This window comes from Priestia sp. YIM B13486, from assembly GCF_042787865.1.
GTDB lineage: Bacteria > Bacillota > Bacilli > Bacillales > Bacillaceae_H > Priestia > Priestia megaterium.
On sequence record NZ_JBHZOZ010000004.1, the window covers coordinates 125,756 to 152,046 of the forward strand.

Here is a 26,291-nt window from a genome sequence, read left to right on the forward strand (position 1 = left end):
GCAACGGGTTTTCTTCTTAGATTTGCTGAGGCACTTTCTTCATATCTTTTACTTTATTTTTTAATGGAAGCATCCCTTCAATATGACATTCAATACAGTCCCCGTCTTCAATAACAGCCGGTCCCGGTGTTCCGGTGAGGATGATGTCACCTGGATGCAGCGTCATGACTTTTGAGAAAAATGAAACACAGTATGCGATGTCGTAAATCATATTAGACACTGTATTTTCATGCTGCATGTCTCCATTTAGCAATGTGCGCACTTGAAGTGATTTTACGTTTGATATACTTTCTTTTGTGATAAATTCTGAGCCTATACTGCAAAATGTATCAAAGCTTTTCGCTCGCATTAAGTAACGATGATTTGCCGCATGAATATCAGCTGCGGTTACGTCAATTGCTGACGTATAACCAGCAATTACGTTTATGGCTTCATCTGGCTCTATATCCTTACACGTTTCGCCGATTACCACCGCTAGTTCCGCTTCAGCCGTTGTTTTGTAGGACTGCTTTGGAATACGAATGCTGTCATCTGGTCCAATAATGGCGGTTGCGGGTTTTAAAAAACTAACTGGATCAATGGCACGGTCGTAGTCTTTTAGTTTTTCTTCAGAAGCCGCATAATTAAATCCAATGCCTAATAATTTCGACGGATTACTAATGATAGGAGCTGTTTTTCTGCCCTGCAAGTGTAGTACGGGAAAAGAGCTGTTCATACCAAATTTATTATGGGCGTACCATGTTTCAAGGTGGCGAAGTTCTTTATATTGAATAAGATCCCAAATTGTTGTAGACCAGTTTGTTAAATATTTAGTATTGATATCTTCTATAAGCATAATGCTGTCATTATCTAAAATAGCTGCTTGTTCTTTCCCTTGCTCTATTATATTTACTAACTTCATGATACGCTCCTTACCGATGCTTGAATGATACGACGGCTGTTTTCTTTTACCCAATTTAATAATTTTTCATCTTGGTTGTATCCTGCAATAAAAGATAAACCGACTGGCAAACCGTCTAGTTCTCCTGCAGGTATCGTAACTTGGGGAAGACCGCTCAGGCCGGCAATACACGTCATTTGAAGTGTTCGCAATCTTCTGTTTTCTAATTCCGGTCCTTTTGCATCTTTTACAGGCGCGGGTCCTGGAGCTGTAGGAAGTACTAATATTCCTTCTTCTCCAAGCTGTGAGTACATAAAATAGCGAAGTTCACGACGCTTTTCTTCTATATAATTCATATTTAATAATGTAAGAGTGCTGGCCCATTGAAAGCGGCTTCCGATGTCTTCTCCAAAGGTTGGATTTTCTTTTTGAATCCACTCTCCGTGCGCTTGCCAGATTTCTTTTCCTTGCAGCAAACGGAAAGTTTCCATATATGTAGAAAAACCCTGAGGAGCAATCGCTATTTCTTCTATAGTAGAAAAAGACTCCATTACGTGGTTAATAGAGGGCGCAAGAGCTCGCATGCTTTGTTCATCCACAAGTTCCATCACATCTGTTGGTACATACAGCCGTGTAAATCCATTAGCACGCGACGCTGAATTCAATAAAACCGCTCCTACTTTTTGCAGAGTGTGGCCGTCTCTAGCCATTACACCAACTGTATCAAAGCTAGGAGCCAGTGGAATCAGACCGTTTGTAGAAATGCGTCCGTGAGAAGGACGATACCCGAAAATACCGCAGTAGCTTGAAGGAATTCGAACCGATCCTCCCGTATCTGTTCCAATCGCAAAATCAGTTATTCCCGCTGCGACAGCAACCGCTGATCCGCTTGAAGAACCTCCCGGAATTCGATCTGCGCTTTTTGGGTTTACCGGTGTTCCGTAATGCGCGTTTTCTCCATTTAATCCGTACATAAGCTCGTCAGTATGCGTAACTCCCTTTAGCGCAGCTCCTTCTTTTAAAAGAGCAGCTACTACGTCTGCATGTTCGCTTGCAGGCTGATGCGTGGCGAGCCAATCCGGATTTCCTGCACTTGATATATGTCCTTGTACATCAAATACGTCTTTTAACGCAAAATTCAAGTTATTTAACATTCCCGTTCCCGTCGGAGGTACGTAAAGATCACTGTCTACAAATGCGTTCCACGTATCTTTCATTCAACCATCTCCTCATTTCTTATATCTGTTTAGAATATAAAATTTGGAATAAGCTGGTCAATGAATGTGTCAGGTCTGTTAACATTAATATTATGTAGATCTCCCAGCTTCCCTTTCCCTAGAGAAACTAGCCGTTTTATTTCCCTTTTAGCACGTTTGCGAGTAAAGTAGAAACATATCATTTTACGAAAAGGACTATCGCGATGGAACAATCTACTACGCTTTTCTTATTTATTTTATTAGCTTTTGTGCTAACAAGAGGCATTCCATTTATAGGTTCATTTGCTCCTAGCATTAATCAGCTGCTTCGGCATATTGGACGTTATTTTTCAAATTTAAATACGATGTTTCATGAAGATGGCCACGCGTTAATGGGGCTTATTGTGGGAAAAGGCGTCAATCGCATTGAGCTTTATACCAATAATGAAGGTGTAGCTGTGACTGCCACCTACGCGGGATCCCGTGGATGGCTGCCGCGCGTCATTATTGCTTTAGCCGGCTACCCGTTCAGCTCAGCAATGGCTTATTTGTTTTTCTACCTGCTCGTTCACCATCACTACGACTGGCTTTTTTACGGGCTAGGAAGTGTTGTTGTTATTAATTTACTGCTTTGGGTACGTAACGGATACGGAATTGTGTGGCTTTTTTCTATCGGTTTGATCCTCGGAGGCATCTATTATCTGCAAGATCCACAGCTTATGCGCTACAGTATGATGTTTGTTGGTGCGCTGTTGCTTGTAGAATCTCTATTTTCTGCATTTATTATCTTTGTATTAAGTATTAAATATCCAAACGATGCAGGTGACGCTACTAGTTTAAAGCAGCTGACCCATCTTTCAGCACGCTTTTGGGGTTTGTTATTCTTCGCACAGGCCGTGTATGTGGCTTATTTGATTTTTCACCTGATTTATTAAAGACAAAATACTATGCTCTCCTAAGAAAACTTTGGGAATTTTATAATTTAAAGGAATAATTTACTTTCATGCACTAAATAATGGTTTACGAGTTCCCTTAATGAGGTATATATTGGGTACTATGAAGTCGTAAAGAGGTGTGGGATACTTGTCATTATTTTTAAAGTGGAAGCAAAAGAAGCAGGAAAAAGAAGTAGAGCGTGTTCTTGAGGAATCAATCTCAAAAAGAAAAGACTACTGGAACACAATTGGACATGTAGACGGAGACGTATTAACTCATTTGTTAAATCCCATGTTTTTTGGCGGACCTGCTTGGCCATCTGGACGTCAAACATTTATTCGTGTTCAAAAAACAGAGACGGTTATTCTCGCAAGCGACGGCTTGTCCGATCCGTTTCAATCCCCCGAAGAAAAGAGCCGAAAGCAAGGAAAAGGATTAGAATTCTATATCGAATGCGATGATGAATCTCTGCGCGGACCTTTATCTGATATCCAGGATCACTGGGCATTTGACCTTCTTTATCAAATGAGTCAAAATGCTGCCGCTCATCCTAATATGCTAGAACTATTCATGAAGCACGATATTCTTTCAATTGAATTTACTGATTTGGACGTACCGTCTCATTTTGTAAATGAAAATGGAGAAATTGGTGTATTGCTAGGCGTTCAGTCTCCTTCTGTTTCAGCTAGCCTCTCTTTACCTTACGAATCTATTAAACTGATTAGCATGAAGCTTCTTACACCAAACGAATTAGAGTATGTACGCGAACAAGGAGCGCAAGGACGCAGGCAGCTCGCTGAAACATTTCAGCTGTCAAAAAGTTATCATATTACCCTGACCAAAAGAGAGTCTCTTATTTAAAAGAGGTTCTTTTTTTATTTTTGCCGCTGAAGACGAAGCCCTATAGAATATAAGCGTCATTTATATGAAGCTCTAGTTCCAATACTTTTTTAAGGCTGCTTTTGATATGAGCGTACTATTTTTGATTCATGGTATATTTTGCTATAGTAAAAAAGAAGATATAAAAAAGGAGATGGACGTTAGACATGGCAGAAAAAGTACAGATTGGAAAATCCGAATTATATGTTAATCCTATTGGACTTGGAACAAACGCTGTAGGAGGACATAACTTATATCCTAACCTAAACGAAGAAGTCGGCAAGGACCTTGTTCATAAGGCGCTAGATAATGGCATAAACCTCCTTGATACAGCGTTCATTTATGGTCCAAAACGCTCTGAAGAACTAATTGGTGAAGTGCTAAAAGAACGTGGAAATCGTGAAGAAGCGGTTATCGCCACAAAAGGAGCACATAAAATTGTTGGAGATGAGGTACTGCTAGACAACTCTCCTGCGTTTTTAAAACAGTCGGTTGAAGATAGCTTAAAACGCCTTCAAACAGATTATATCGATTTATATTATATTCATTTCCCTGATAAAAACACACCAAAAGACGAAGCGGTCGGTGCGTTAAAAGAATTAAAAGATGAAGGAAAAATCCGTTCTATTGGCGTATCAAACTTCTCGTTAGATCAGTTAAAAGAAGCAAATAAAGATGGTTATGTAGACGTGGTGCAAGGGCAATATAACTTAATTCAAAGAGAAGCAGAAAACGATATTTTACCTTATACGGCTGCAAACCGCATTTCATTTATTCCGTACTTCCCGCTAGCTGCTGGTTTACTTGCTGGGAAATACGATAAAAACACAAAGTTTAATGACTTGCGCGAAGATATGCCTCATTTTATCGGGGAAGCATTTCAGCAAAATCTAGAAAAAGTAGAGCGTCTTCGTCAAATCTCTAGCGCAAAAGGCGTAGAAGTAGCTCATCTTGTTCTGGCTTGGTACTTAACGCGCGATTCAATTGATGTATTAATTCCGGGGGCAAAACGCGCTGATCAAGTACTTGATAACTTAAAAACATTAGATGTTCAGCTCACTTCTTCGGAAATTAAAGACATTGATCATATTTTTAAATAACATAAAAAGAGCTTTGCCATAGGTAAAGCTCTTTTTTCTATACAATTCCGCTGGTTAATAGAACAAAAGCCGTAAGGAAGAATCCTATCTGTACAAAGCTTGTTATGTACTCTTTGGTTTCTTGTTTATATTTCCATTCATCTATACCTTTCAGCAAAATAGCCGCAACTAAAAATAGGCAAGACACGATATAAGGCTCGACAAACATAAAGATCATATCGAGTACTAGAAAAAGAACAAAAGCTATCGTCACATATTTATCCCATCGTCCTAAAGCTAGACTTTCATACTCATATTTACCCCAAAATTTGCTGCGAGGTATATCAAGCACTTTTCTTAAAATAAAATCTACTAAGACTGCTGCTGCTACTAGCATGATCAATATATACATCGTCATCTCTCCTTCCTTTTTATGGTATCATTTCAACTCGTTTCTGTTAAGGTCTCAGCCACAAAGTGCTTAAACTGCTTTGTTTCTTCTGTTTCGCCTTTTGTTACGATATACGTATGTGAAGAAGGCCGGATAATTTTTTGCTGTGAAATTACGCTTAACGTTTGATTTTCAACTTCCTTTTTCACCATAGAAAATGGCAAATAAGATACGCCTAGGCCTTCTTCAATAAAGCGCTTTGTAATTTCTACTTGCGTCAAAGGAAGCAGCTGAATGTGAGGATAACAAGCCTTGATTTGAAGGAGTAAATCTTCCCAATAAACAGGATGATTATTCGTAAGGAGGCGGTAGGAAGATAACAGCTCCTGTTCCGTACGTGCTCCTGCAGAAAACGGGGCAACTAAGACTGCTTTTTCTTTATGAATTAACTCATAAGAAACGTCTGCCTGACCCGGAAGCATCCTTGTTAATCCAATATCTGACCTTCTGTCGCTGATGTCTTTTCCCACTTGAAACGAATTTGTGATATTAACCGTTACTTCAATATGGGGATATCTCTCTACAAATTGTTTGATTAGACTCGGCAAAACAGATGCTGCTATTTGAGGAGCAGCGGATATAGTCAGTTTTCGGTTATATCCTTGCTTCCATAACCTAAAATTCCCTACTCCTTCTTCATATGCTCTCACCATTTTTTGAGCATGAGGCAAAAAAAAGCGTCCTGCCTCAGTCAGCACGATATATTTACCTTTTTTTTCAAAAAGCTCATCTCCTAATTCTTGCTGCAGTCGCTGAATATGCTTTGATACAGCAGGCTGTGTTAAAAATAAATCTTCAGACGCTTGCCTGAAATTTTCATAAGAAGCCGCTATGATGAATGTTTTTAACCATTTGATCTCCATTCTCTTCTCTCCATCTCTTTCTATTCATAACAAACTGGAATCAATACTGCTTATTTTTGTTTATTTTCTTTTCTATTAAACTTCTATACGATATATGTATCTCAATATTACCAAATAAAGGAGCTGTAAAAATGAAAAATAACGTTAAAGAAAAATTTAATGCTCATGCTTCTCAGTATGATGAGCAGCGCCGCAAACTCATTCCTTGTTTTTTTGATTTTTATTCTATTCCCGTTTCGCTTCTTCACTTTCCAAAAAAGACGCTTCGCATACTTGATATGGGAGCAGGTACAGGCTTGTTTTCTTCTTTTGTTAAAGAAAAATACCCAGATGCGCATTTCACGTTGATTGACGTCTCAGATCAAATGCTTGAAAAAGCAAAGGAACGCTTTAAAAATGAACAGCATATAGAATTTATCGTATCAGATATAACAAGCTACAAATTTGAGCACTCATTTGACATTGTGATTTCCTCACTTGCTATTCATCATTTAGAAGACGAACAAAAACAAAAGCTGTATGAACAAATTTATGATTTGCTGCATACAGGAGGAATATTTATTAATGCCGATCAAGTATTAGGCCCTTCTTCTATTATTGAAGAGTTATATAAAAAAGACTGGAGCGAAAGAATTACCGCAAGCGGATTAACTCATGAGCAAATTGAGGCTGCTCATGAACGTACGAAGTTAGATAAAATGGCAACTTTGCACGATCAGTTAAATTGGTTAACAGCAAGCGGGTTCAGCACGGTGGATTGCATCTATAAATTTTTTAATTTTGTTGTAATGTATGCTCAAAAATAACGGTTTAAAAACTACTTGTCTCTTTGCAAGTAGTTTTTTTACTCTTTCCCTCCCTATATTCGAATAAGAATATTTATCTATTTCCACAAAACTACGCATACTTCTTTTCCAGTTTCGTATATCTAATAATAGCTTCGTTCTCCTGAACTTTTGATTTTTTGTACATAAAACCCATATAAAGTATTTTTATACTATTTTATGTCTTTTTATGGTACAAAAAATACAAATATGTTACAATATGATTACAAAACAATCTATATAACGCTTTCATTTCTTTACACAAAAATGAAGAACTGGAAAGGATGTGATGCTTATGTAAATGTGAATCCGCTAGATTAGTAAACTTATATTCCTAAAGTTGTACAAAGAATTAAGAAAAACTTAGTTATTCTTATTATTATAAATTCCCGCTAGTAAAGTCTTTCTACTTAATGATTTCCTTATTAAGCGCATACATACAGGGATAGAAAATGCAGCTATTCGTCTTTTATTTTATTAGTGAAGAATTTATAGCACCGCCCAAAGCATCATACGTTTTTCATTAATGCAGCCTAAGGAGGCGCAGCACATGGCAAATAGAATATCAAGAACAGCAATCGTACTCATAGCAGCTATTTTAGCTCTAGCCTGCTTGTTTGTAGGAGTTCCAAAAACAGAAGCTGCTTCAACACCATCTCATTTAATTATCATTAACAAAGCGACGAATAAACTCGCTTATTACCAAAATGGTTCACTTGTCCGAACGTTTTCAGTAGGAACAGGACGCACGCAGTCTCTTACACCAGAAGGCCATTTCAAAGTAGTAAATAAAATCGTCAATCGCCCTTATTACAAAGGGAACATTCCTGGTGGAGATCCTAGAAATCCCCTTGGCAATCGCTGGCTAGGCCTAAATGCGAGAGGTACATACGGCACGACGTATGCTATTCACGGAAATAATAATCCTGCTTCCATCGGCAAATATGTAAGCAGCGGATGCGTTCGTATGTACGATGAAGAAGTAGAATGGTTATTTAGTAAAGTGACCGTCGGTACACCGGTTGTGATTACAACTTCTTCTAAATCATTTAACGACATTGCAGCAGCAAACGGATACAACGTTTCTGGAAACTCAGGTTCTACTCCAGCTCCTTCTACAGGAACTGTTTTAAAGAAAGGCAGCAAAGGAAATGCAGTTAAAGAGCTTCAGCAGAAACTAACTTCACTTGGCTATAATACACAAGGTACGGACGGTGTGTTCGGTGCCAATACAGATTCAGCTGTTCGTAAGTTCCAAAAAGACCACGGCTTAACGGCTGACGGCATTGTTGGCCCATCAACATATAAAGCTTTAGGAAGTTCAGGAACGAACCCGACGACACCAACAAACCCAACAAATCCAAAGCCAACAAATCCACCAGCAGATACAACAATTAACACAAAACAAACGCTTAAAAAAGGAAGCAAAGGCAGCAATGTTCAAGCTCTTCAAAAGAAATTAACAGCGATTGGCTATAATACAAAAGGTACGGACGGTATCTTCGGTGCCAATACAGAAGCTGCTGTACGTAATTTTCAAAAAGACAATAAGCTAGCAGCTGACGGCATTGCCGGACCTAATACTTTAACTGCTATTTCCAAACGCTAATAGAGCCTGATTTCAGGCTCTGTTTTTTTATTGATAAACCTCTTTTTCACATCGCGCCTTGACCCCTTAATGAACCAGTACGCCGTCTTTCTTTTCTACGACATACTTAATCAGATGATAAACCGTTCTCATAAGAATTTGCTGCTGATAGATATCATTTTTGGCAGGAATTACGTTTTCTATTAGTCTGCTATATTTGTAGGCTTGATCGTCTTCTTTTTGTTTATAAAGAGCGAGCCAGTCATTACGGGATTTTTCAAGCAACTGTTCGTTGAAATAGGAATAAACGACGGTTGCAAACTCACCTGCCAATTCTTGAATAACCTGCTGTCGGTCGGTGACCGAATGATAGGTACTTGACCACCCAGACGGCTGGCTTAGAAAATGCTCGTAGACAGATGAAATAAAAGCGGACGTAATGACTGGCACCGGCCCTTCATGCTCTCCTAAGGAAATGTTCAAACACGTTTCTCTGTCCATATAAGGAATGTTCAGCGACTCCATCGCTTCATAAAAAGCCTGAGAGACAGTCAAGTTTAAATAAATAGGATGCAGCTCTTGCTGCTTTTTTCTCGTTTCTGATACTAAAGCTGCCTTTAAGTCTTTATACAGAAGGTGACTCTCTTTGAATTCCTCATGTACACATTCTAAAATAGTCGTATTCCCTACTGTTAAATAGTAGTGAAGCTGCTTTTTCATAAGAGGTGAAACGCTTTTAAGCGCACCATCTATCATTTTAGCCATGGCATGTTTTTTAGCATAATCCGTACGGCAGCTTGGAGAGGTCAGCAAATCTCCGTGTGTAACACAAACGTTTACTTTAGCGCCATGACCATGTACGATGAGCTGTTGAAGAAATTGAATATCTAATTCTTTAAGCCCATGATGTACGTATAAAATAGAAGCTGCTTTTTTAAAAGAATCGTGGATGGTGCTCGTATATTCAAAATACGGATGCTCGCAAATCGCTAACCCTTTTTTAAAAGAAAAAGGGCCGCAAACTTCAATTCTACGAAACAATGGATAAATAAGACGTCCGTTATTTTCTTCTTCTTCATTTGTTAGCGGACCAAGGGAAGACAGCTCTTTTGCTGTGAGACGGCAGGATATTGGCCAGTCGTCTTCTCCTATTTCCCATGTTCCTTCCTTGTATTCTTTCAACCGGGATTCAATGGCCAGAAGCATTTGCTCGGTGATTTTCCTACATTCAAGCCGCTTGTGCCATCCCTCTGCAAAATCTCTTCCTTCTTGATCAACAGCGTCTTTTACTATTTCACTTTCTCGTTTAATTGCATCTACAAATTGTTTGAATGAACTATTTTCGTCGTTCATTCTTAAAGGAACATCGTCATTAAAATAACGGGCTTTGTATGGGATATCTCCCAAAAGAGCGCTCAGATTGAAAGAGGAATCTCCGTGTAACAACTCAAAGACCAAGTCATAATCCGTGCCTCCTTCAGCATACACTTCAGCGCTTCTTAGTAGGATATTCTCCAATTTCCTTTGCACTTCACTTCGCGTAAAAAAAGAGACAGCAGCTTCATAGTGTTGGGAATCCTTCACCTTATACGTAACAGAATAAGCGCCTTTACTGCCTATTCCTAGAAAGCCACATTCCTTTTTTATACCAAGAAGCTGGCGGATTAAGGCTGTTTTGCCGCTTCCTTGTTCTCCGATTACATGAATGTACTCATACTCACTGTCAATTTGTTCGCTCGTCCTTTTTTCAATATCGTTATAAAAAGCATTCACTACTCGTTCATCATATCTTGCTTTTGCTCTTCCTTTTGCAGTACTTGTCCAAAAATCCTGCACTCTCAGCAGTTCATTCATCTCTTCAACCAGAATGTCAATTTCATCGTGTTGCTCTGTATACATAAACCGTTTAACAAACGGGTGCGATCTTCCTCTTTCATCTTTTTTAAACGGATGCTGAAACATAATTGACCAGCCTTTTCGCATAGGAGATTGACAGGCTTTTGCACGAAAAACTTTCATTCATTTCCCCTTCTTTCCCTAACATTGTCCTATTTGAAATGTATGGCTTTTAAAGGGGGGATATGTCTATGATTTTCCTCTTTTTAGAAGGATTTTTCCTTCATTTATCGAAGTAATTAATTGAGGTGATGGGAGAATGTTGACAAAAATTGTTAAATGCAGCATACCGACTGATAAAAAAGCATCTTTTTCATATACGCAACAGCATTGGGCTGCTCTGGCACACGTGAATGGTTTCATTGGCCAATTAGGGGGTTGGAACGTGGAAGATGAAACAGATGCTTGTATTCTAGCTCTGTGGGAAGATGGAACAACTTATCAAGAATTCATGAAGCATACTCATGATTCTATTTTTTATAAAAGCAAGCAGGATCAAACATATACGAATTTGGACGTTTCAACATCAGATCCGTCCTACTTCATAGGAGCACGCTACAATTATTACCGAAGCAGCGCCATTGAAAGCCGTTATTTAGTAAAGACGGAAATTGAAGTCGATTTTTACGACAAAGAAGATATCCATGAGATGGTAAAAAGCTTAATAAATCCTTCTTATCGCTGTTTATCTCACGTTGTATCACCAATCGAGCATAGCAAGCTTATCATTTTTTCATTATACGGATCTGCTTGTCCGCAAAAAACAATTGATACTTTCGTTCATCCAAATGTACTGAACGCGTCTCAATACATATATCAATTAGAGAAAAATTGGAACGTTCTTTCCAATTAAAAAATAGAAGCCTAGGCCCGACGCCAAAGCTTCTATTTTTTTATGATATGAACATCTTGGTTTTGTACGGTAATGACTTCCTCCGTCATACCTACAAACAAACCGCTTTCTACTACGCCTGGGATCCTTATCAGCTGTTTTTCCAACTCAGCAGGATTTTCAATTTCTGAAAAATGGCAGTCTAGAATGTAATTTCCGTTATCGGTGATAAACGGCGTATGATCATCTAAAAGCCTAAGCTGCGGTACACAACCTGCACTGCGAATGTGCTTCGCCGTCATTTCCCAGCCAAAACGTATAACTTCAACAGGAAGAGGAAAAGCTCCTAGCGTCTTCACTATTTTCTTAGAATCTGCAATCACGATAAACCGCTTCGCTGCGTACGCAATCATTTTTTCTCGAAGCAGCGCGCCTCCTCCTCCTTTAATTAAAGAAAGTTCGCTATCTACTTCATCTGCTCCGTCAATTGCTATATCAATATATTCAACATCTGCTAAGGTAACAATGGGAATACCTAGTTTCCTTGCCAGCTCTTCTGTTTTTTGAGAAGTAGGAACCGCTTTGATGTGTAATCCATTTTTTACTCGTTCACCTAGTTTTACAATTGTATAATAAGCTGTTGAACCTGTCCCTAGCCCTACAATCATTCCATCTTCAACAAATTGTGCTGCTTTTTCACCAACTGCTTGTTTTTCAATCATACAAAGGCCTCCTTACTCATATTGTACCCGTTTACATAAAAAAGGAAAAGTATTATGAACCCTTACGTAAAAACTCAGCTGACTATTCAGCTGAGTTTTTTTGAAACTGTGTATTTAGAAGAATTTTTTCTACCCAATACTGCTGTTTTGTACTGTTTGTCTGTTCGCTGCTTTTTAGTTCAAACGTATAGTAAATATACTTGTCTGAATAATCATCATTCACATAAGCATGGTAAATGCTATGCTTTCCATCTCTTGTTTGTTTTTTCACATAAATCGTTGCATTTTTACCTTTTAACATGTAATCAGGCTGAAAAGCATCTATTTTATTTTGAGCTGCTTTGCTTTTTTTCTTAGAAAATAAAGCCGTTATTTTCCCAGCATTGTATGAATCATTTTCCTTCGTTGATGCTGTCCATACTTCACTTTCATCTTCACTGCTTTTATAAGAAGATTTATGAATAACATACTGAAGCGGAAACCACATCCTATATTGATTGGTATCCGAAGTAAATAATTCAAATCCATTGTCTGTTTGTTCATGATCGACCAAAAATGTACTCGTAAACTTATCTGCCTGCGCTTCACTTTTAAATTTCCCGCTTTGAAATAGCCAAATTCCTACGGCAATAACCAATGCTCCAGCTACTGATGCGACTTTTTTTCGATCCATTGTTTCCACACACCTTTTAATACCCCTTTAACTTTTGATAATACCATATTGACGTTTATATCGTCATAAGGAGAAATAACCAAAGGGTTATATGAGCGCACATGCTAATTTAACTAGAGAAAATAAACTTTTTTACAATAGTAAATTTGATAGCAGACGCTGAGCTAACAGCCGGTTAGCCTCACCGGGCTCTAGCGTATACGTTAGTAGTTCTTGCTTTTCAGCTTTCGCTTTTATCAAACATTCACCCTTTGGAGAAAGAAGAGAAGTTGTGCTTTTTTGGTTCTCTAAGGCATAATTCACGCTTGCAAAGTAAATACCATTCTCCGTACTTCTTGCAATCATTGCATAATCATAAAACTTCGGATCTGGTACTTCACCAGTAAACTGTGGATGAAACACAATGCTTGCTCCTCTTATAGCAGCCCATCGGACAGTTTCAGGATAGCGCCATCCCTCATGGCAAATGACAATACCGAATTTCACGCCGTTTATTTCAAACAACTGGCGGCCATTTCCAGGCTTATAACCAAATTGATCTTCTGCTGGATCAATTTGATTTTTAGTTTGATACCCTAATTCTTTTCCATTTTCATCAATTACAAAAGCAGTTAAATGCATACCAAGTTCGTCGCGCCACTCCAGTGGTAAAATTACGTTGAGCTTTAACTGTTTGGCAAGCAACTTAACTCTATAAAGCGTATTTTGTTGAATTTCGTGATTGTATGTCTCAACTTCAAAACCCACTCCTCTAAGTCCCGGCACAATTGATTCTGGAAAACATGCAAGGTTACACCCTTCTTCTGCTGCTTGTTTCATATAATTTTCTACCGTTTCTATACCCTCTGCGGCTGACTTTGGAAATCTCACTTGAGCTAACCCAATTTTCATTCATTGCTCCTCCGTTTCCAATATCATAAAAAACTCATGCTACCTACTAGCGTAACATGAGTTTTTTATCTTTACGTAAATAATTTAATTAGCATGCTAAGAAGAATACCTACCGCACTAAAGTCCGAATCTCCAAATGTTGTGCCTTTAAAACCTAACGACGCGAGAACAGGCAGTAAAATAGCCGGTAAAAAACTAATTAAGATTCCATTGGCAAATGACCCGACCACTGCTCCTCTTCTTCCCCCCGTCGCATTTCCAAATACTCCGGCAGCTGCTCCCGTAAAAAAGTGCGGAACGAGGCCTGGCACGATAATACTTAGACCAAATAGAGGCAAAAAGAACATTGAAATGAGACCTGCGATAAAGCTTGAAAAGAATCCAATGACCACTGCGTTAGGAGCAAACGGAAACACAGTTGGACAATCTAGAGCTGGAATGGCATTTGGTACCGCTTTGTCAGCAATTCCTTTAAATGCTGGTACAATTTCTGCTAAAAGCATACGAACACCCGCCAGCACGACATATACTCCTGCTGCAAAGGTGATTGCTTGAATTAGCGAGTACACAATAAAGTTTTGACCCCCGCTTAATTTTGTTTCGATAAATGCAGGACCTGCAAAAAGTGCAACAACAATAAATAAAACGGTCATGGTCAGTGAGACAGAAACAGATGTATCCCGAAGAAATCCTAAGGATTGAGGAACTTTAATTTCTTCTGTTGTTTTTTCGCGATTTCCTACTCGCTTGCCGATAAACCCTGCTACTAAATAGCCTAAGGAACCAAAATGACCAACGGCAATATCGTTTGACCCTGTAATTTCACGCACATACGGCTGAAGCAGTGCAGGAAATAAAACCATTAAAATACCTAATAATAGTGCACCGATCAAAACCAAAGGTGCTCCCGTTAACCCGCCGGTAGATAAAATTGCTGCAATCAAACAAGCCATAAACATGGTGTGATGCCCAGTTAAAAAGATATACTTAAATTTCGTGATGCGCGCGATAATGATATTTACAATCATACCTAAAAGCATAATCATCGCTGTTTCTGTACCAAACGTTTGTTGAGCTACAGCTACAATTGCTTCATTATTAGGAATGATGCCTTCAACGGAAAACGCTTTATTAAACATTTTTCCAAACGCTTCAAGTGAAGCAATTAATATATTAGCTCCTGCTCCTAATATAAGAAAACCCATAATTGTTTTTAACGTGCCTGATACAATATCTGCACTTTTTTTCTTTTGAAGCAACAAACCGATGAGCGCAAACAACCCTACTAGAATAGCCGGTGTTCCTAATATATCTTTCATAATTAAATCAAACATGGCTTACGCCTCCACGAAGTATTTTTGCAGTGCTCCTTTAATTTCCGCTTGATTTAAAATGTTTTGCAATGCCACGACCGTGCGAGTGCCATCATCCAATTGATTTACAATATCTGCAGATCCTAAATAGATATCTGCCTGCTCCGTTTTACTAGTTGTTAAATCCGTATGAGATACCTGTGCTTCAACACCAAGCTCTACTAAAATTTTCTTTACATTCATTTCCACAATAAAACTGCTTCCTAAACCGTTTCCGCATACAACTAAAATCTTTTTCATTTTTTATCTCTCCTTTTAATTTGAGTAAGCTTCAATTAACGCAAGCATTTCTTGTTTTGTATTCATAGCAATAAGCTTGTCAATATTATCGTTTTCAGATAGCATCATTGAAAGCTGTGACAGTGCTTTTAAGTGGGTTTCATTATCAGTAGCAGCAAGTACGATAATAAGCTGCGCTCCGTGCTGTTTTTCAGTAGAAAAATAGACCGGCTCCTTTAAACGAAGCATGCTCATACCCACACGATTTACACCTTGTTCCGGCCTTGCGTGAGGGAGCGCAACTTTTGGCGCAATAACAATATAAGGGCCTAACTGTTCTACACTTTTGATCATTGCTTCTACATAAGAAGGTTCAATATATTCATAGTTCAACAAAGGCTTGGCAGCCAGCCTAACAGCTGATTTCCAATCATCTGCTGAATCTGTAAGCTGCAAGAATGGCTCTTGCAATACTTCATGCAACATTGGCTTTTTATCCTCTCTTACCATTTTTTTTGATTGCTGTATCACTAGTTTTAAATTAGCTAATAGAGCTGGTTCATCTTGAATATTTGCATGCTGCTTAATAATACCCATGATGGCTTGAGTGGTTAGCTGAGAAGAAGCTGGTTCAACTAAGTCGATTAACCGCTGCTTTTCATCATCCGTTAAAATAGGATTCACAAGCATCACGTTCATTCGCTTTTTTAATGGCGTAGTTGTAATAACTAAATCATAGGTTTCTTTAAACTGCTCATAATCTCTTACCGTCATTGGCCCTATCAATTCAGCATCTGTTAACAGTTGTTCAAGCTGATACTGAAGCATACGGGACGTTCCAATTCCATTGGCACAAACAATAACAATACGCTTTTGTTTTTGCCTTCCCTCTTGTTTTTTCATCCACCCTCCGAAATGAAGAGCAAAATAAGAAATTTCGTCTTCATTAATACGTGTTTGAAGGCTGTTTTCCAAAGGAAGCAACGCTTTTTTTGTCAGTTCCACTATATCCTGATACTTTGTTTGAATAGCCGAAAGCATAGGGTTAGGGAGGTGAATATTATAGAGAAGCCTGTAATAAGCCGTCTTCAAATGAATATATAAATTTTGTTCAAGACGATTTCGATCTTCAAATACCACACAAGCATATGCTTGAAACCGTGATACCATTTCTTTTACAATGGTTCTCATCCAATCATCACTATCTGCTTGATTTACTACATTTACTTTTGCACTTAGTAAAACCGTGGCCAGATAATGTTTTTCATGAGGTGGAAAATCAAATCCTAAAACGCTTTCAATTTCTTGCAGCGCTTTGTACTGCCTGGTTTTTTCTAATTCTTCTTTTCTAGTAATCAAGGCGTCTACATAGCGCTTGCCTCCAATACGCTGAATACAGCACGTGAGCATATAGGCTAATTGCGTCAGCATCTTGTCTGTAAACGCCATTCCCAGTTTATCTTCACACTCTACAAGCCAGTTATAAATCAGTGAATATTCGTAATCTGCTTTCATAACCCTTTTCAACAACTCTTCTTGATGTTGACTTAATAATTCTGTAATGTGTATATAAAGCAAATTTCGAATGTCGCTTTCAGATCCTTTTACTTCGTACCCATCTTTATAGCTGTATGTCAAAGATATGCCTTTCTTTGCCCACTTGTTTTTTAAGTCTTTAATATCTTGTAATACAGTGTTGCGACTAACTTCTGTTTCATCCATGAGCTGCTGAGTTCCAATTTTTCCGCCTCGAAGTATACACATCAAAGCAACGTATATTTGACGGTCCTCAACTGATAAGTAAGCAGATGGCATAACATGAGAAAATTGTTTAGCAACTTGGTCCTTTGCTTGATCGTTTAGAAAAAAGCCTTTTCCATATGTGTACTGAACAAACTCTAATTCTTGCTGACACAGCCAATCGTTAATTTTCTCAATATCATAATAGATGGTACGTCTTGACACTTGAAACTGCTTCATTAACTCTTGTACTGATATAAATGTTGCGGCTTGAAGCAAAACTTGCAATACGGCCGTACTGCGTTTGTCTAACAAATGAATCACCTTCAGTCCAATTCGTGCACAAATTGAAATACTTACTATGTTTTATGCTTTTACTATACTACGGGTCTTGCAAAATGATTAGACCGAATTCACCCACATACATTGTGCAAAAAATGTGCTCAACAAAAAAAAGAAGTGCTGTATGCACTTCTTTTAAGGGTTAATCTTTAATCTGCTGTTCCATTGCTTCTCCAATGGCTTTTTTTAAATGTCCGTCATGTTTATCAAGCAGCCGATGCACCTCATCACCTTCTATAGAAGTAAGAAGCGCAAGAATGGCGGCTTTTGGCGTTTTGTATGTTTGTAAACTTTCCGCTGCCTCCTCTGGTGAGACGCCTGTTAGTTCCGCAATAATATTTTTAGCACGCTGTACGAGTTTATCGTTAGTCGGCTGTACGTCTACCATTAGATTGCTGTAGACTTTACCAATTTGAATCATTGAAGCGGTCGTCAGCATATTAAGAACAAGCTTTTGAGCAGTTCCGGCTTTCATTCTTGTTGAACCTGTTACAACTTCCGGCCCTGATTCTGCTACTATTGCATATTTTGCTTCTTGTTCCATAGGTGATTGAGGAGAATTTACAACACAGCCCGTTACTGTCCCCAGGCTGTTTGCATACGCAAGCGCTGAGAGTGTATAAGGAGTTCTTCCACTTGCAGCTATACCTACAAGAATATCTTTATTTGATAAATTAATCGCTTTCAAATCTTCTATCGCTTGTTTCTTGTTATCTTCTGCTCCTTCTAACGCATGACGGAGCGCCTTGTCACCCCCGGCTATGATCCCAATTACTTGTTCGGCAGGTGTACCGAATGTTGGTACACATTCAGATGCATCTAACACACCTAGCCGCCCGCTTGTACCTGCTCCGATATAAATAAGACGTCCGCCTTGTTTAAAAGCACTGACAATTTCATCTACTAACAAAGCAATAACAGGCAGCACCTTATTGATCGCCTGAGGCACTTGGTAATCTTCTTCATTAATTTTTTTTACAATTTCCAGACTTGATAATTCATCAATGTTTAAGGTTTGCGGATTGCGTTTTTCAGTTAAGATATGATTTAAGTTCACTGTGATCCCCTGCCTTTTCCACTATCATTTTTTCTCTATTTATACTCGTTCATGAACAGCTGATAAGCTCCTTTAGCAGATGATACTCGCTGTGTTGCCCACTGGATATGCTTTATTTCTTTCTCACATGCTTTTTTATAAACATCAAACACTTCTGGAACTTCCGTTAAAATGCTGCCTTTGCATGCCAGCAAGCAGCTCCCTTCAAACCGCTGTTTCTTATATAAATGAAGAGTCATGTTTGCAAGGTGCTTTCCAGCTTGTTGAAGAATGTCACTTGCTTTTTGTTTATGATTTCTTGCTTGATTTACAACAAGCGGAGTGAGTAAAGCAACTTCTGATTTAGGAGATGAATAGACAAACTTTTTTATATCGTGTATGGTATCTGCTTTTACATGTTGCAAGATTGTCTGACTAAGGCTGCTGTACGGACGGCTTTGATCATGCTCCTTCGTCAGCAATATCAGTGCTTGAAGACCAATCCAATATCCGCTTCCTTCATCTCCAAGAAGGTGTCCCCACCCTCCTCCGTATTCGTATACCCCGTCTTTTTTTCCAATGCTGACGGCTCCAGTTCCTGCAATGGTTAATATCCCGTCTTTTCCATGCAGTAGTGCTTCGTGTGTAATCATGGCGTCATCATATAAACCTACTTCTACCTGATAACGATCATAAAAATATCTTTTTATTTCTTCCTTAGATAATGCTTTACTTCCAGCAAGTCCTAGTGAAATGCCTTTACATGTATAACCAGTAAGCGCAGTTTTGCACGCCGTAATACATTCATCAATATGAGTAATAGCCGTATTGTAATTAATGAGTAAATTTCCATAGCCGCTTTTTGAAGCAGCGAGCTCTTGACCGTTTAAGCTGTAAGCAACGGCTTCTGTTTTTGTTCCGCCCCCGTCGATACCAATAATATAGTCCATTTTATCACCGTTCACAAAAAGCAAATTTGTCCCATGGCTGCAGTTCATTTAGTAAGAATATTTCCTCTTCTGCAATGCGTCCTACTACGTTTGTTTTACCTGAGTTTTCCATGTCTAACAGCGCAATTTGCAGCTCTCCTTTGTACTGTCCGTAGAGTTCATTTTCTATTAAAATATCGCCTCTTCGAATGGAAGGAGTATGCGTAGGCTTGAATTCTTCTTTTTTATATTTTACTCGGCTTTGCGTAGAGCGAATTAAATAATCGGATACGTCTCCGCGGTAAAAATGAAACTCTTCCAGCACAATTTTTTTCTCAAGTTCAGTAATCGTATCATACAGCGTCACATTAAAAGTAAAGCGCTCTTGCTGAACAACATCACGCAGCACCTTCATTTCTTCTTCTGATGCATAAGCATTGGCAATAATTGCACAATCAATCAACTCCGTTTTAAAAAGATGCTTAGCCTGCACGTCGACCGGAAGCGTGCGATGCATTTCAAGCGTACAAAGCCCTTCAGTAACAGGCCACGGTCCAAACGTAGCGCTTGGTGAATTAATAAAGGCTGCTGTTTCAAGGTTATGTTCTTTAAACAATGCTGAACACTTTACAAAGTGATCATACGACAATCCTGCGTATCGATGAGGATAAAAATTATGCGACCCCAATAGCTGTTTTCGGTTTGGCTGGTAACTTAAAATATTATCCACATACTTCGTCGCATTGCTCATATTAATTTCAATTTTTAAGCCGTATGGATTAAAAGTCATAATAGACTCTTCATTTCCCGTATACCCTAGATCAAGGCGAATAGCATAAGCCCCTAATTCGTGAAAAAAAGATAAGTCATCATAAGAAATGCCAAGCGCTCCAAATACGCGAGGAGCAATATCCACTACTACTTCCATCTTTAGCTCATTGGCAAACTCAATAATTTCTTTAAAATTTGCCATTACTTTTTTCTGATCGCCTTCAACAGAAAGCAAGCATGTAAAAATGCGGGTAAATCCGTATTGATGCGCAAGTGCTATATACGCTTTATCTTTTTCGACAGTCGAATGTTCCGGGTAAATCGCAATACCTAGCTTTTTCATTGATTTTCGCCTTCTTTTTTAAATTTTTTAATAAGCTTAATCATATGTTCAATTAATTTTTGCTCTGAAATAGCCGTCATTAAATGATCTTGTGCGTGAATTAAAAGCAGCGACTTTTCAATTGTTTTTCCGTTCAATTCACGTTGAATAAGCGCAGTTTGCGTTTTATGAGCATGACTGAGCTCTTCTTGAGACTGCTTTAAAAGTTCGTCAGCTTTATTAAAATCATAATCTTCAGCTGCTTCTAACGCTTCATATGCAAGTGATCTGGCATTTCCTCCGTATGCAATAAGTTCAAAAATTTCATTTTCCATATTTGCTGCTTCTGTCATTTCTTCCATCCCCTTTTTTATAGTGGTACAGGCGTAATGTTTCCTAATATTACAGGAGACAAGGCGCCGGTTGCGCTTGGTACATTGCTTGGATAACCTGAAAGTGTTTCATTTGCGAGCACCGCAAAAGCTACGGCTTCTTTTGCTTCTGAAGACATTCCTATTTCTTCTTGTGTATACACGCTGCAGCGTTTCCCGATCTGCGCTTTAATCATATTCATCAGCGTATTATTATAACTTCCGCCTCCTCCAATAATCACTTCGTCAATAGAATAGGCAGGAAAAATAAATGTTTCATAGTGATGTACAATGGATGATGCCGTGAACATAGTAATCGTAGCTAGCAGATCTTCCTTTTTATGTTTACTATAATTCTCTAGCAGTCTCTTTGTGTACTGTGTACCGAACAGTTCTCTTCCCGTCGATTTAGGAGGAGAAAGCTTCATGTAATCATGATTCATACAGTCTTCTAAAAGCTCTGAAATAATCTTTCCTTCAGCTGCTAAACGCCCATTTTCATCAAATGAAACATTAAAAAGCTGCTGACACGCTTCATCTATCATCATATTTCCCGGCCCCGTATCAAAAGCTACTACGGGTACAGGAGATTTTTTTGGCGGAATCAACGTTACATTTCCAATACCTCCAATGTTTTGAAGCAGCCTTGTACGCTCAGCGTGGCTGTACAAAATCCGTTCCGTGTGAGGAACTAACGGAGCACCTTGCCCGCCTGCTGCCATGTCCATCACTCTGAAGTTTGCTACTACCTTCGTTTTGGTTTCATAGGCAATAACAGCCGGCTCTCCAATTTGGAGTGTAGACATCGCTGTACTTCCCGAAGCATAAGGCTGATGGTAAATGGTTTGACCATGCGATCCAATAACATCTATTTGTTCAAGAGAAAAGCGGGCTTCTTGGCACACTTTTTTCACTGCATCCGCAAATGCATAGCCAAGTTTAAAATTTAAGCTGCAGATCAGCTGTACATTTGAATGTTCAAAAGAAAGCGCCTGCTCAATTTCCTTTTTTAACTGAGGTGAAAACGGCACGGTAATAAAATGAAGAAGCTTAACTTTACTTTCATAGCCGCTTCCTTCAATTTGAACAAGAGCTGCATCAACTCCGTCGAGTGACGTTCCTGACATAAGTGCAACAGCATACATACTACGCGTTCACTTCCTTAAAAAAAGCAGGTAAATACTTGCGATGAGCTTGAAGCAGTTCATCTAAGACCGACTTAGCCAGCTCGTCACTTGGAACAAGCGGATTAATGCTCAGCGCAACCAGTGCTTTTTCATAAGATCCTGTAACCGCAGCTTCTGCTCCTACTCGTTCAAACGATTTAATTTGCTGCACAAGTCCATTAACTTCTACCGGAAGTTCACCGACAGCGAGCGGTACTGGCCCTTGCTTTGTTACTACACAGTTTACTTCAACCGCAGATTCGTTTGGGAGTGAGGAAATGGCTCCATTGTTTTTTACATTTAATGTTTGAATATCGCCTTTATCGTTATAAATGGATGAAATTAAATTGCATGCGGCATCGCTGTAATAAGCGCCTCCTCGTTTTTCCAGCTGCGGAGGCTTCATTTCTAGATTTGGATTTTTATAGAGTTCAAAAAGCTCGGCTTCTAATGCTTTGACCACTTCAGCGCGTGTGGTACCTGACTGAAAGGTCAGAAGCTCTTCTGCTAATATTTCTTTTGTTTTGTAGTAGTAGCGGTGATAAGGACATAAAATCACGCCAAGAGCTTCCAAAAAGTCCGGTTGCCATGGAATAGGAGCTATGTTTCTCATTGTTACTTGAGAGTTTGGATCACTTAATCGCCGAATGACTTCTTGCGTTACTTCCTTTCCTTTTGCATACACATGCAGTCCATATACCAAGTGATTTAACCCTGCAAATTCAATGTGAACATCTTCTTTTTCTACTTGAAGCAAGCCCGCGATGGAGTTTGTCATATGTACAGGCAGGTTACAGACTCCTACTACTTTAGAATGCTTTCCGTAGCGAAGCAGTGCCTCCGTTACCATACCTGCAGGATTTGTAAAATTAATAAGCCAGGCGTTTGGACAAACTTCGTGTATTTCCTCGGCAATTTTCAACAAAACGGGTATCGTTCGCAAGCCCTTAAATAATCCTCCCGCCCCGTTTGTCTCTTGACCAATCATTCCGTACTTAAGAGGGATGCGTTCATCTTGAATACGCGCATCAAGCTGACCTACTCTAAGCTGTGTCGTTACAAAATCAGCATTTATCAACGCTTTTTGTCGATCAAGCGTTAAATGAATTTCCATATCAACACCTGCTTTTTTGACCATTCTTCTCGCAAGTGCTCCTACAATTTCAAGCTTCTCTTTTCCTTCTTCAATATCTACAAGCCATAGCTCTCGAATTGGAAGCTCATCATATCGTTTAATAAACCCTTCGACCAATTCCGGTGTGTAGCTTGATCCTCCCCCTATTGTCACTACTTTCATTTTTTGTCCCTCCTTGTTAAAAAACGGCTAAATATGTAACGGCTGTGCACCCTATTCCAAGCAAAACAAAGCGTATACAAACGGCGGTTTTAGATAAAGCTGCGTTTGAAAGCCGAATGGAAATAAATGTTGTAAGCAGCGCTGCTGATAGACTTGTAATGGCAAATAAACTATGCTGCGCTGATAAACCAGCATACTGCAGTAGAGGTGTAAAAATAACGTTGCAAAGAACCATGGTTAGCAGAAATAAAAACACAGTTTTATATCGAAACCGAACAAACATTGACCCTCACTCCTACTAAAGAGATAGAAGCCAAACAAGTTGGCTTCTCTTTCTTTACATTTGAACTGAACTATCGGATGGTGCAACCGTTGCTTCATCGCTTTTTTCCATTTCGACCATCTTTCGGTCGTACATTTTAAAGAACGGAAGATAAATGACAACAGAAATAGCAATATTGATAATGACTAGCACAACCGCCCGCCAGTCTCCTCCGGTTGATAGATAAGCTCCGATCGGCGCCGGGAGCGTCCATGGAACCATTACGTAGGTTGGCGTAATAAGACCTGTCGCCGTTGCTGCGTATGAAATGATCGTTGTAATAATCGGGATAATGATAAATGGAATAATTAAAATAGGATTTAAGACAATTGGCAAACCGAAAATAATTGGTTCGTTAATATTAAAAACCGCTGGAATAAAAGATGTCCTAGAAAGCGCTTTCGAATATTTAGATTTTGAGAAAAACAGCATCGCTAAGGCAAGACCTAGCGTCGCTCCAGATCCTCCAATCCAAACAAACCACTGAAAGAACGTTTCAGGTGCAATATACGGAAGTGTGGAAGCTCCGTCCGCTACCGCTTCAGCATTTTTTGCTAAGTACACTTCCCATACAGGCCGTGCCACTGTTCCAACAACAGAGACGCCGTGGATTCCGAATGACCAGAAAAACGTGATTAAGAAAACCGGTATTAACACTCCTGCTAAACTATCTCCAGCTTCCACAAGCGGAGCAACTAGTTTATCAACTAAATGATGAAGGTCGATACCTAAAACAATCGTAATAATTGTCATAAGTACAACAACAATCGCAACCGGAATTAGTGCTTCAAAAGACCTCGATACCGAAGGCGGCACTTGTTCCGGCATTTTAATGGTGACATTTTTTGCTTTACAAAACCTGAGAATTTCGACCGATAAAATCGATACAATCATCGTTACAAATAAACCGTGACCTCCAAGGTTTGTCATTGGAAGCATAAACCCTTCTTCTTCAATCAGCTTTGGAGTGACCGTAAGAAGTAGTGCAGCTACTGCAATTTGCGCTCCTGACAGCGGATCGAGATTATAGCTTTTGGACAAGTTGTATCCTATCCCAAAGGCTATATATAAAGACATAATAAACATCGTTACGCGATACGGTATTAAAATATTGGCGCTGTTATCAGCGGCCCATTTCGCAATTGTGCTGTCTTGCGGCACAGGCGGAAACGCTAGAATCAAGAAAAAACTTCCGATAATGATAAACGGCAAAGCGGATATAACACCATCGCGAATGGCTTGAAGATGCCGCTGTTCTGATAACCTGGCCATAGGTCCTGATAAATTGTTCTCTAAAAACGACACAAATTTGCTCATATACCCTTTCCCCCTCTATATTCTCCCCTTGTGTAAATGAAACCCCTTATCTATTTAAAAAGCAGGAATACACCTGCTTTTCTTAGCTAACGAGCTGTTGAACCGTTTTAAAAAGCGTTGGACCTCCAAGCGGCGTATAAGCCTGCGGCGGAATGGGCCCGCATGGAACAGAAGCTTTATCTGCTTCCGCTTTCACTGCATTAAACCGGTGACGAATCTGCGGTGCAACCATTACAACGTCCCAGCCCTTTTGAATTTCCTCTGCCACTTCATTTGTTCCAATTGCCAGCACTTCCATATCCGTTCCGTGCTTTTGTGCTTCTGTTTTTAATGCTTTTACCACAATCGCACTTGACATTCCTCCAGAACATACAAACAATACCTTCATTTTCTCATTTCCCCCTACCTCTTTATTTTTTGAATTACATTATGTGTATCGATTATGCGTTCAAACACTTGATTGCCTTTTTGAATACATAACCGTATAAACATCGCATCTACAATGGCTAACTGAGCAATACGAGCGCTCATCGTTCCAATTCGAATATGCTGTTCTTCTACCGAAATAGTCAGCAGAATATCAGCTAATCTAGAAGCTGGCGATGATCCGTGCTGCGTTAGCAAAATGACGGCTGCTCCTTTGTCTTTGGCTATTTGCATCAGTTCTACCACTTCTTTTGTTTGACCTGAAGTGGATACCACAAACAGCACATCATCTTTTGTCATATTCGTAGCCATCACCATTTGAACATGACTATCTAATGAAAACAGAGCCGAAATATCAATTCGAAGCAGTTTATACTGAGCATCTAGCGCAACTACAGATGATCCTCCTGCTCCGTATAAAAACACTCGTTTCGCTCCATGAATAGCTTCCGCAGCTGCATCAATTGCAGAAGTGCTCACTAGTCGGCTTGTATTCATCAGTGCGCTCATACTTTTGCTTATGACTTTTTCAAGCACGGCATCTGTCTCGTCTTCAAAATTAACTGGAAGATTCGGCAGCTGTTCGGTATGCACCTTATGAGCATCTTTTGCTAATTCAATCTTTAATTCTTTAAAACTATTAATGCCTACACGCTGACAAAAGCGAATAATCGTAGCTTCGCTGCACTGACACTGCTTAGCTAACTGTTTGGTCGTTAAGTTCAACGTGGTCGTGGGATTTTCTAGCACGTAATCAGCTACTCTTCCTTCAGCAGGACTGTAATGATTCATTTGTGCATCGATTAAAGTAAGTACGGAAAATTGGCGCATGAATTCCTCCATCGTTAAGTAACGTATTTCTAAAATATTCTTTAAATTACCATTATTATATTTTTTCTGAAGTTTAATTTCAATATTTTTCTGATATTTTTAAAACTTTATTTTATTTT

General features: G+C 39.2%; 27 protein-coding genes. 6 read left to right on the forward strand and 21 right to left on the reverse strand.

Translation table 11 applies throughout. The annotated features are described in order from the left end of the window. Positions 1-16: 16 nt before the first annotated feature. Both ACFX4G_RS12655 and ACFX4G_RS12660 read right to left on the reverse strand, forming a co-directional pair. A complete protein-coding gene (locus tag ACFX4G_RS12655) occupies positions 17-901 on the reverse strand; it encodes a fumarylacetoacetate hydrolase family protein (protein WP_237074581.1) in 885 nt (294 codons plus the stop codon). Beyond that, complete coding sequence (locus ACFX4G_RS12660; protein ID WP_377575122.1) at positions 898-2,097, reverse strand: amidase; 1,200 nt, start codon at positions 2,095-2,097, stop codon at positions 898-900. The genes ACFX4G_RS12655 and ACFX4G_RS12660 overlap by 4 nt, the downstream gene beginning before the upstream one ends. Before the next feature lie 203 nt (positions 2,098-2,300). On the opposite strand from ACFX4G_RS12660, the gene ACFX4G_RS12665 reads away from it, so the two are divergent. The 3 genes from ACFX4G_RS12665 to ACFX4G_RS12675 all read left to right on the forward strand — a co-directional run bounded on the left by ACFX4G_RS12665 (position 2,301) and on the right by ACFX4G_RS12675 (position 4,991). Beyond that, positions 2,301-3,011: a M50 family metallopeptidase gene (locus ACFX4G_RS12665; protein WP_053486909.1), complete on the forward strand. Its 711-nt coding sequence runs from the start codon at positions 2,301-2,303 to the stop codon at positions 3,009-3,011. Positions 3,012-3,150: 139 nt separating this feature from the next. Then, complete coding sequence (locus ACFX4G_RS12670) at positions 3,151-3,873, forward strand: suppressor of fused domain protein (protein ID WP_223268931.1); 723 nt, start codon at positions 3,151-3,153, stop codon at positions 3,871-3,873. 185 nt (positions 3,874-4,058) lie between these two features. After that, the gene (locus tag ACFX4G_RS12675) at positions 4,059-4,991 is read left to right on the forward strand and encodes an aldo/keto reductase (protein ID WP_013055741.1); all 933 of its coding nucleotides are present in this window, start codon (positions 4,059-4,061) and stop codon (positions 4,989-4,991) included. A 37-nt stretch (positions 4,992-5,028) separates the two neighbouring features. On the opposite strand, the gene ACFX4G_RS12680 is transcribed toward ACFX4G_RS12675, so the two are convergent. Then, positions 5,029-5,382, reverse strand: a complete 354-nt coding sequence (locus ACFX4G_RS12680) for a DUF4181 domain-containing protein (protein WP_377575126.1) — start codon at positions 5,380-5,382, stop codon at positions 5,029-5,031. A gap of 32 nt (positions 5,383-5,414) precedes the next feature. Beyond that, entirely contained in the window at positions 5,415-6,284 is an 870-nt protein-coding gene (locus tag ACFX4G_RS12685; RefSeq protein ID WP_377575129.1) for a LysR family transcriptional regulator, read from the reverse strand. Between the two features lie 131 nt (positions 6,285-6,415). Between ACFX4G_RS12685 and ACFX4G_RS12690 the strand changes: the two genes are divergently transcribed. Together ACFX4G_RS12690 and ACFX4G_RS12695 are read left to right on the forward strand one after the other, a co-directional pair. Then, positions 6,416-7,090 carry a class I SAM-dependent methyltransferase gene (locus ACFX4G_RS12690; protein ID WP_377575132.1) on the forward strand — a complete coding sequence of 225 codons (675 nt, stop codon included), beginning with the start codon at positions 6,416-6,418 and terminating at the stop codon, positions 7,088-7,090. Between the two features lie 568 nt (positions 7,091-7,658). Further along, a complete protein-coding gene (locus ACFX4G_RS12695) occupies positions 7,659-8,717 on the forward strand; it encodes a L,D-transpeptidase family protein (protein WP_035439385.1) in 1,059 nt (352 codons plus the stop codon). A 66-nt stretch (positions 8,718-8,783) separates the two neighbouring features. Here the strand turns inward: ACFX4G_RS12695 and ACFX4G_RS12700 are convergent, their stop codons facing one another. Next, entirely contained in the window at positions 8,784-10,715 is a 1,932-nt protein-coding gene (locus ACFX4G_RS12700; protein ID WP_377575135.1) for a hypothetical protein, read from the reverse strand. Positions 10,716-10,851: 136 nt separating this feature from the next. Between ACFX4G_RS12700 and ACFX4G_RS12705 the strand changes: the two genes are divergently transcribed. Beyond that, positions 10,852-11,445, forward strand: coding sequence for a YdbC family protein (locus tag ACFX4G_RS12705; RefSeq protein ID WP_025749640.1), 594 nt, complete (start codon positions 10,852-10,854; stop codon positions 11,443-11,445). A gap of 32 nt (positions 11,446-11,477) precedes the next feature. On the opposite strand, the gene rpiA is transcribed toward ACFX4G_RS12705, so the two are convergent. The 16 genes from rpiA to ACFX4G_RS12785 form a co-directional block, all read right to left on the reverse strand. Continuing rightward, positions 11,478-12,146: a ribose-5-phosphate isomerase RpiA gene (gene rpiA / locus ACFX4G_RS12710; protein WP_025749641.1), complete on the reverse strand. Its 669-nt coding sequence runs from the start codon at positions 12,144-12,146 to the stop codon at positions 11,478-11,480. Positions 12,147-12,228: 82 nt separating this feature from the next. Further along, complete coding sequence (locus tag ACFX4G_RS12715; protein WP_043980032.1) at positions 12,229-12,819, reverse strand: hypothetical protein; 591 nt, start codon at positions 12,817-12,819, stop codon at positions 12,229-12,231. Between the two features lie 132 nt (positions 12,820-12,951). Continuing rightward, positions 12,952-13,710: a carbon-nitrogen hydrolase family protein gene (locus tag ACFX4G_RS12720; protein WP_162213712.1), complete on the reverse strand. Its 759-nt coding sequence runs from the start codon at positions 13,708-13,710 to the stop codon at positions 12,952-12,954. A 71-nt stretch (positions 13,711-13,781) separates the two neighbouring features. Further along, positions 13,782-15,044, reverse strand: coding sequence for a PTS ascorbate transporter subunit IIC (locus tag ACFX4G_RS12725; protein WP_013055731.1), 1,263 nt, complete (start codon positions 15,042-15,044; stop codon positions 13,782-13,784). A gap of 3 nt (positions 15,045-15,047) precedes the next feature. Beyond that, complete coding sequence (locus ACFX4G_RS12730; protein ID WP_013055730.1) at positions 15,048-15,323, reverse strand: PTS sugar transporter subunit IIB; 276 nt, start codon at positions 15,321-15,323, stop codon at positions 15,048-15,050. Positions 15,324-15,338: 15 nt separating this feature from the next. Then, the gene (locus ACFX4G_RS12735; RefSeq protein WP_013055729.1) at positions 15,339-17,357 is read right to left on the reverse strand and encodes a BglG family transcription antiterminator; all 2,019 of its coding nucleotides are present in this window, start codon (positions 17,355-17,357) and stop codon (positions 15,339-15,341) included. A gap of 169 nt (positions 17,358-17,526) precedes the next feature. After that, positions 17,527-18,441: an N-acetylmuramic acid 6-phosphate etherase gene (gene murQ, locus ACFX4G_RS12740; protein WP_013055728.1), complete on the reverse strand. Its 915-nt coding sequence runs from the start codon at positions 18,439-18,441 to the stop codon at positions 17,527-17,529. 35 nt (positions 18,442-18,476) lie between these two features. Beyond that, complete coding sequence (locus tag ACFX4G_RS12745) at positions 18,477-19,418, reverse strand: BadF/BadG/BcrA/BcrD ATPase family protein (protein ID WP_377575139.1); 942 nt, start codon at positions 19,416-19,418, stop codon at positions 18,477-18,479. Next, on the reverse strand, positions 19,375-20,463 hold the full coding sequence (locus tag ACFX4G_RS12750) for a DUF871 domain-containing protein (protein WP_377575142.1): 1,089 nt from the start codon (positions 20,461-20,463) through the stop codon (positions 19,375-19,377). Before ACFX4G_RS12750 ends, ACFX4G_RS12745 begins: the two co-directional genes overlap by 44 nt. Further along, on the reverse strand, positions 20,460-20,795 hold the full coding sequence (locus tag ACFX4G_RS12755; protein WP_013055725.1) for a PTS lactose/cellobiose transporter subunit IIA: 336 nt from the start codon (positions 20,793-20,795) through the stop codon (positions 20,460-20,462). Before ACFX4G_RS12755 ends, ACFX4G_RS12750 begins: the two co-directional genes overlap by 4 nt. 17 nt (positions 20,796-20,812) lie before the next feature. Next, positions 20,813-21,958, reverse strand: coding sequence for an anhydro-N-acetylmuramic acid kinase AnmK (gene anmK / locus ACFX4G_RS12760; RefSeq protein WP_377575145.1), 1,146 nt, complete (start codon positions 21,956-21,958; stop codon positions 20,813-20,815). A gap of 1 nt (position 21,959) precedes the next feature. Beyond that, positions 21,960-23,276 (reverse strand): 6-phospho-beta-glucosidase, encoded by a 1,317-nt coding sequence (locus ACFX4G_RS12765; RefSeq protein ID WP_318331021.1) that lies wholly within the window; start codon positions 23,274-23,276, stop codon positions 21,960-21,962. 16 nt (positions 23,277-23,292) lie between these two features. Beyond that, entirely contained in the window at positions 23,293-23,559 is a 267-nt protein-coding gene (locus ACFX4G_RS12770) for a hypothetical protein (RefSeq protein WP_013082025.1), read from the reverse strand. 54 nt (positions 23,560-23,613) lie between these two features. Further along, positions 23,614-24,915, reverse strand: coding sequence for a PTS sugar transporter subunit IIC (locus ACFX4G_RS12775; RefSeq protein WP_057274422.1), 1,302 nt, complete (start codon positions 24,913-24,915; stop codon positions 23,614-23,616). An 82-nt stretch (positions 24,916-24,997) separates the two neighbouring features. Next, entirely contained in the window at positions 24,998-25,303 is a 306-nt protein-coding gene (locus ACFX4G_RS12780) for a PTS sugar transporter subunit IIB (protein ID WP_013055720.1), read from the reverse strand. 14 nt (positions 25,304-25,317) lie between these two features. Continuing rightward, entirely contained in the window at positions 25,318-26,172 is an 855-nt protein-coding gene (locus ACFX4G_RS12785; RefSeq protein ID WP_162213705.1) for a MurR/RpiR family transcriptional regulator, read from the reverse strand. Between the last annotated feature and the right edge of the window lie 119 nt (positions 26,173-26,291).

Excerpts from the sequence above, each read along its gene's own strand:
- ACFX4G_RS12655 (WP_237074581.1), bottom strand. The coding sequence starts at position 901 with ATGAAGTTAGTAAATATAATAGAGCAAGGGAAAGAACAAGCAGCTATT.
- ACFX4G_RS12660 (WP_377575122.1), bottom strand. The coding sequence starts at position 2,097 with ATGAAAGATACGTGGAACGCATTTGTAGACAGTGATCTTTACGTACCT.
- ACFX4G_RS12665 (WP_053486909.1), top strand. The coding sequence starts at position 2,301 with ATGGAACAATCTACTACGCTTTTCTTATTTATTTTATTAGCTTTTGTG.
- ACFX4G_RS12675 (WP_013055741.1), top strand. The coding sequence starts at position 4,059 with ATGGCAGAAAAAGTACAGATTGGAAAATCCGAATTATATGTTAATCCT.
- ACFX4G_RS12680 (WP_377575126.1), bottom strand. The coding sequence starts at position 5,382 with ATGTATATATTGATCATGCTAGTAGCAGCAGCAGTCTTAGTAGATTTT.
- ACFX4G_RS12685 (WP_377575129.1), bottom strand. The coding sequence starts at position 6,284 with ATGGAGATCAAATGGTTAAAAACATTCATCATAGCGGCTTCTTATGAA.
- ACFX4G_RS12690 (WP_377575132.1), top strand. The coding sequence starts at position 6,416 with ATGAAAAATAACGTTAAAGAAAAATTTAATGCTCATGCTTCTCAGTAT.
- ACFX4G_RS12695 (WP_035439385.1), top strand. The coding sequence starts at position 7,659 with ATGGCAAATAGAATATCAAGAACAGCAATCGTACTCATAGCAGCTATT.
- ACFX4G_RS12700 (WP_377575135.1), bottom strand. The coding sequence starts at position 10,715 with ATGAAAGTTTTTCGTGCAAAAGCCTGTCAATCTCCTATGCGAAAAGGC.
- ACFX4G_RS12705 (WP_025749640.1), top strand. The coding sequence starts at position 10,852 with ATGTTGACAAAAATTGTTAAATGCAGCATACCGACTGATAAAAAAGCA.
- rpiA (WP_025749641.1), bottom strand. The coding sequence starts at position 12,146 with ATGATTGAAAAACAAGCAGTTGGTGAAAAAGCAGCACAATTTGTTGAA.
- ACFX4G_RS12715 (WP_043980032.1), bottom strand. The coding sequence starts at position 12,819 with ATGGATCGAAAAAAAGTCGCATCAGTAGCTGGAGCATTGGTTATTGCC.
- ACFX4G_RS12720 (WP_162213712.1), bottom strand. The coding sequence starts at position 13,710 with ATGAAAATTGGGTTAGCTCAAGTGAGATTTCCAAAGTCAGCCGCAGAG.
- ACFX4G_RS12725 (WP_013055731.1), bottom strand. The coding sequence starts at position 15,044 with ATGTTTGATTTAATTATGAAAGATATATTAGGAACACCGGCTATTCTA.
- ACFX4G_RS12730 (WP_013055730.1), bottom strand. The coding sequence starts at position 15,323 with ATGAAAAAGATTTTAGTTGTATGCGGAAACGGTTTAGGAAGCAGTTTT.
- ACFX4G_RS12745 (WP_377575139.1), bottom strand. The coding sequence starts at position 19,418 with ATGAACTGCAGCCATGGGACAAATTTGCTTTTTGTGAACGGTGATAAA.
- ACFX4G_RS12750 (WP_377575142.1), bottom strand. The coding sequence starts at position 20,463 with ATGAAAAAGCTAGGTATTGCGATTTACCCGGAACATTCGACTGTCGAA.
- ACFX4G_RS12755 (WP_013055725.1), bottom strand. The coding sequence starts at position 20,795 with ATGACAGAAGCAGCAAATATGGAAAATGAAATTTTTGAACTTATTGCA.
- anmK (WP_377575145.1), bottom strand. The coding sequence starts at position 21,958 with ATGTATGCTGTTGCACTTATGTCAGGAACGTCACTCGACGGAGTTGAT.
- ACFX4G_RS12765 (WP_318331021.1), bottom strand. The coding sequence starts at position 23,276 with ATGAAAGTAGTGACAATAGGGGGAGGATCAAGCTACACACCGGAATTG.
- ACFX4G_RS12770 (WP_013082025.1), bottom strand. The coding sequence starts at position 23,559 with ATGTTTGTTCGGTTTCGATATAAAACTGTGTTTTTATTTCTGCTAACC.
- ACFX4G_RS12775 (WP_057274422.1), bottom strand. The coding sequence starts at position 24,915 with ATGAGCAAATTTGTGTCGTTTTTAGAGAACAATTTATCAGGACCTATG.
- ACFX4G_RS12780 (WP_013055720.1), bottom strand. The coding sequence starts at position 25,303 with ATGAAGGTATTGTTTGTATGTTCTGGAGGAATGTCAAGTGCGATTGTG.
- ACFX4G_RS12785 (WP_162213705.1), bottom strand. The coding sequence starts at position 26,172 with ATGCGCCAATTTTCCGTACTTACTTTAATCGATGCACAAATGAATCAT.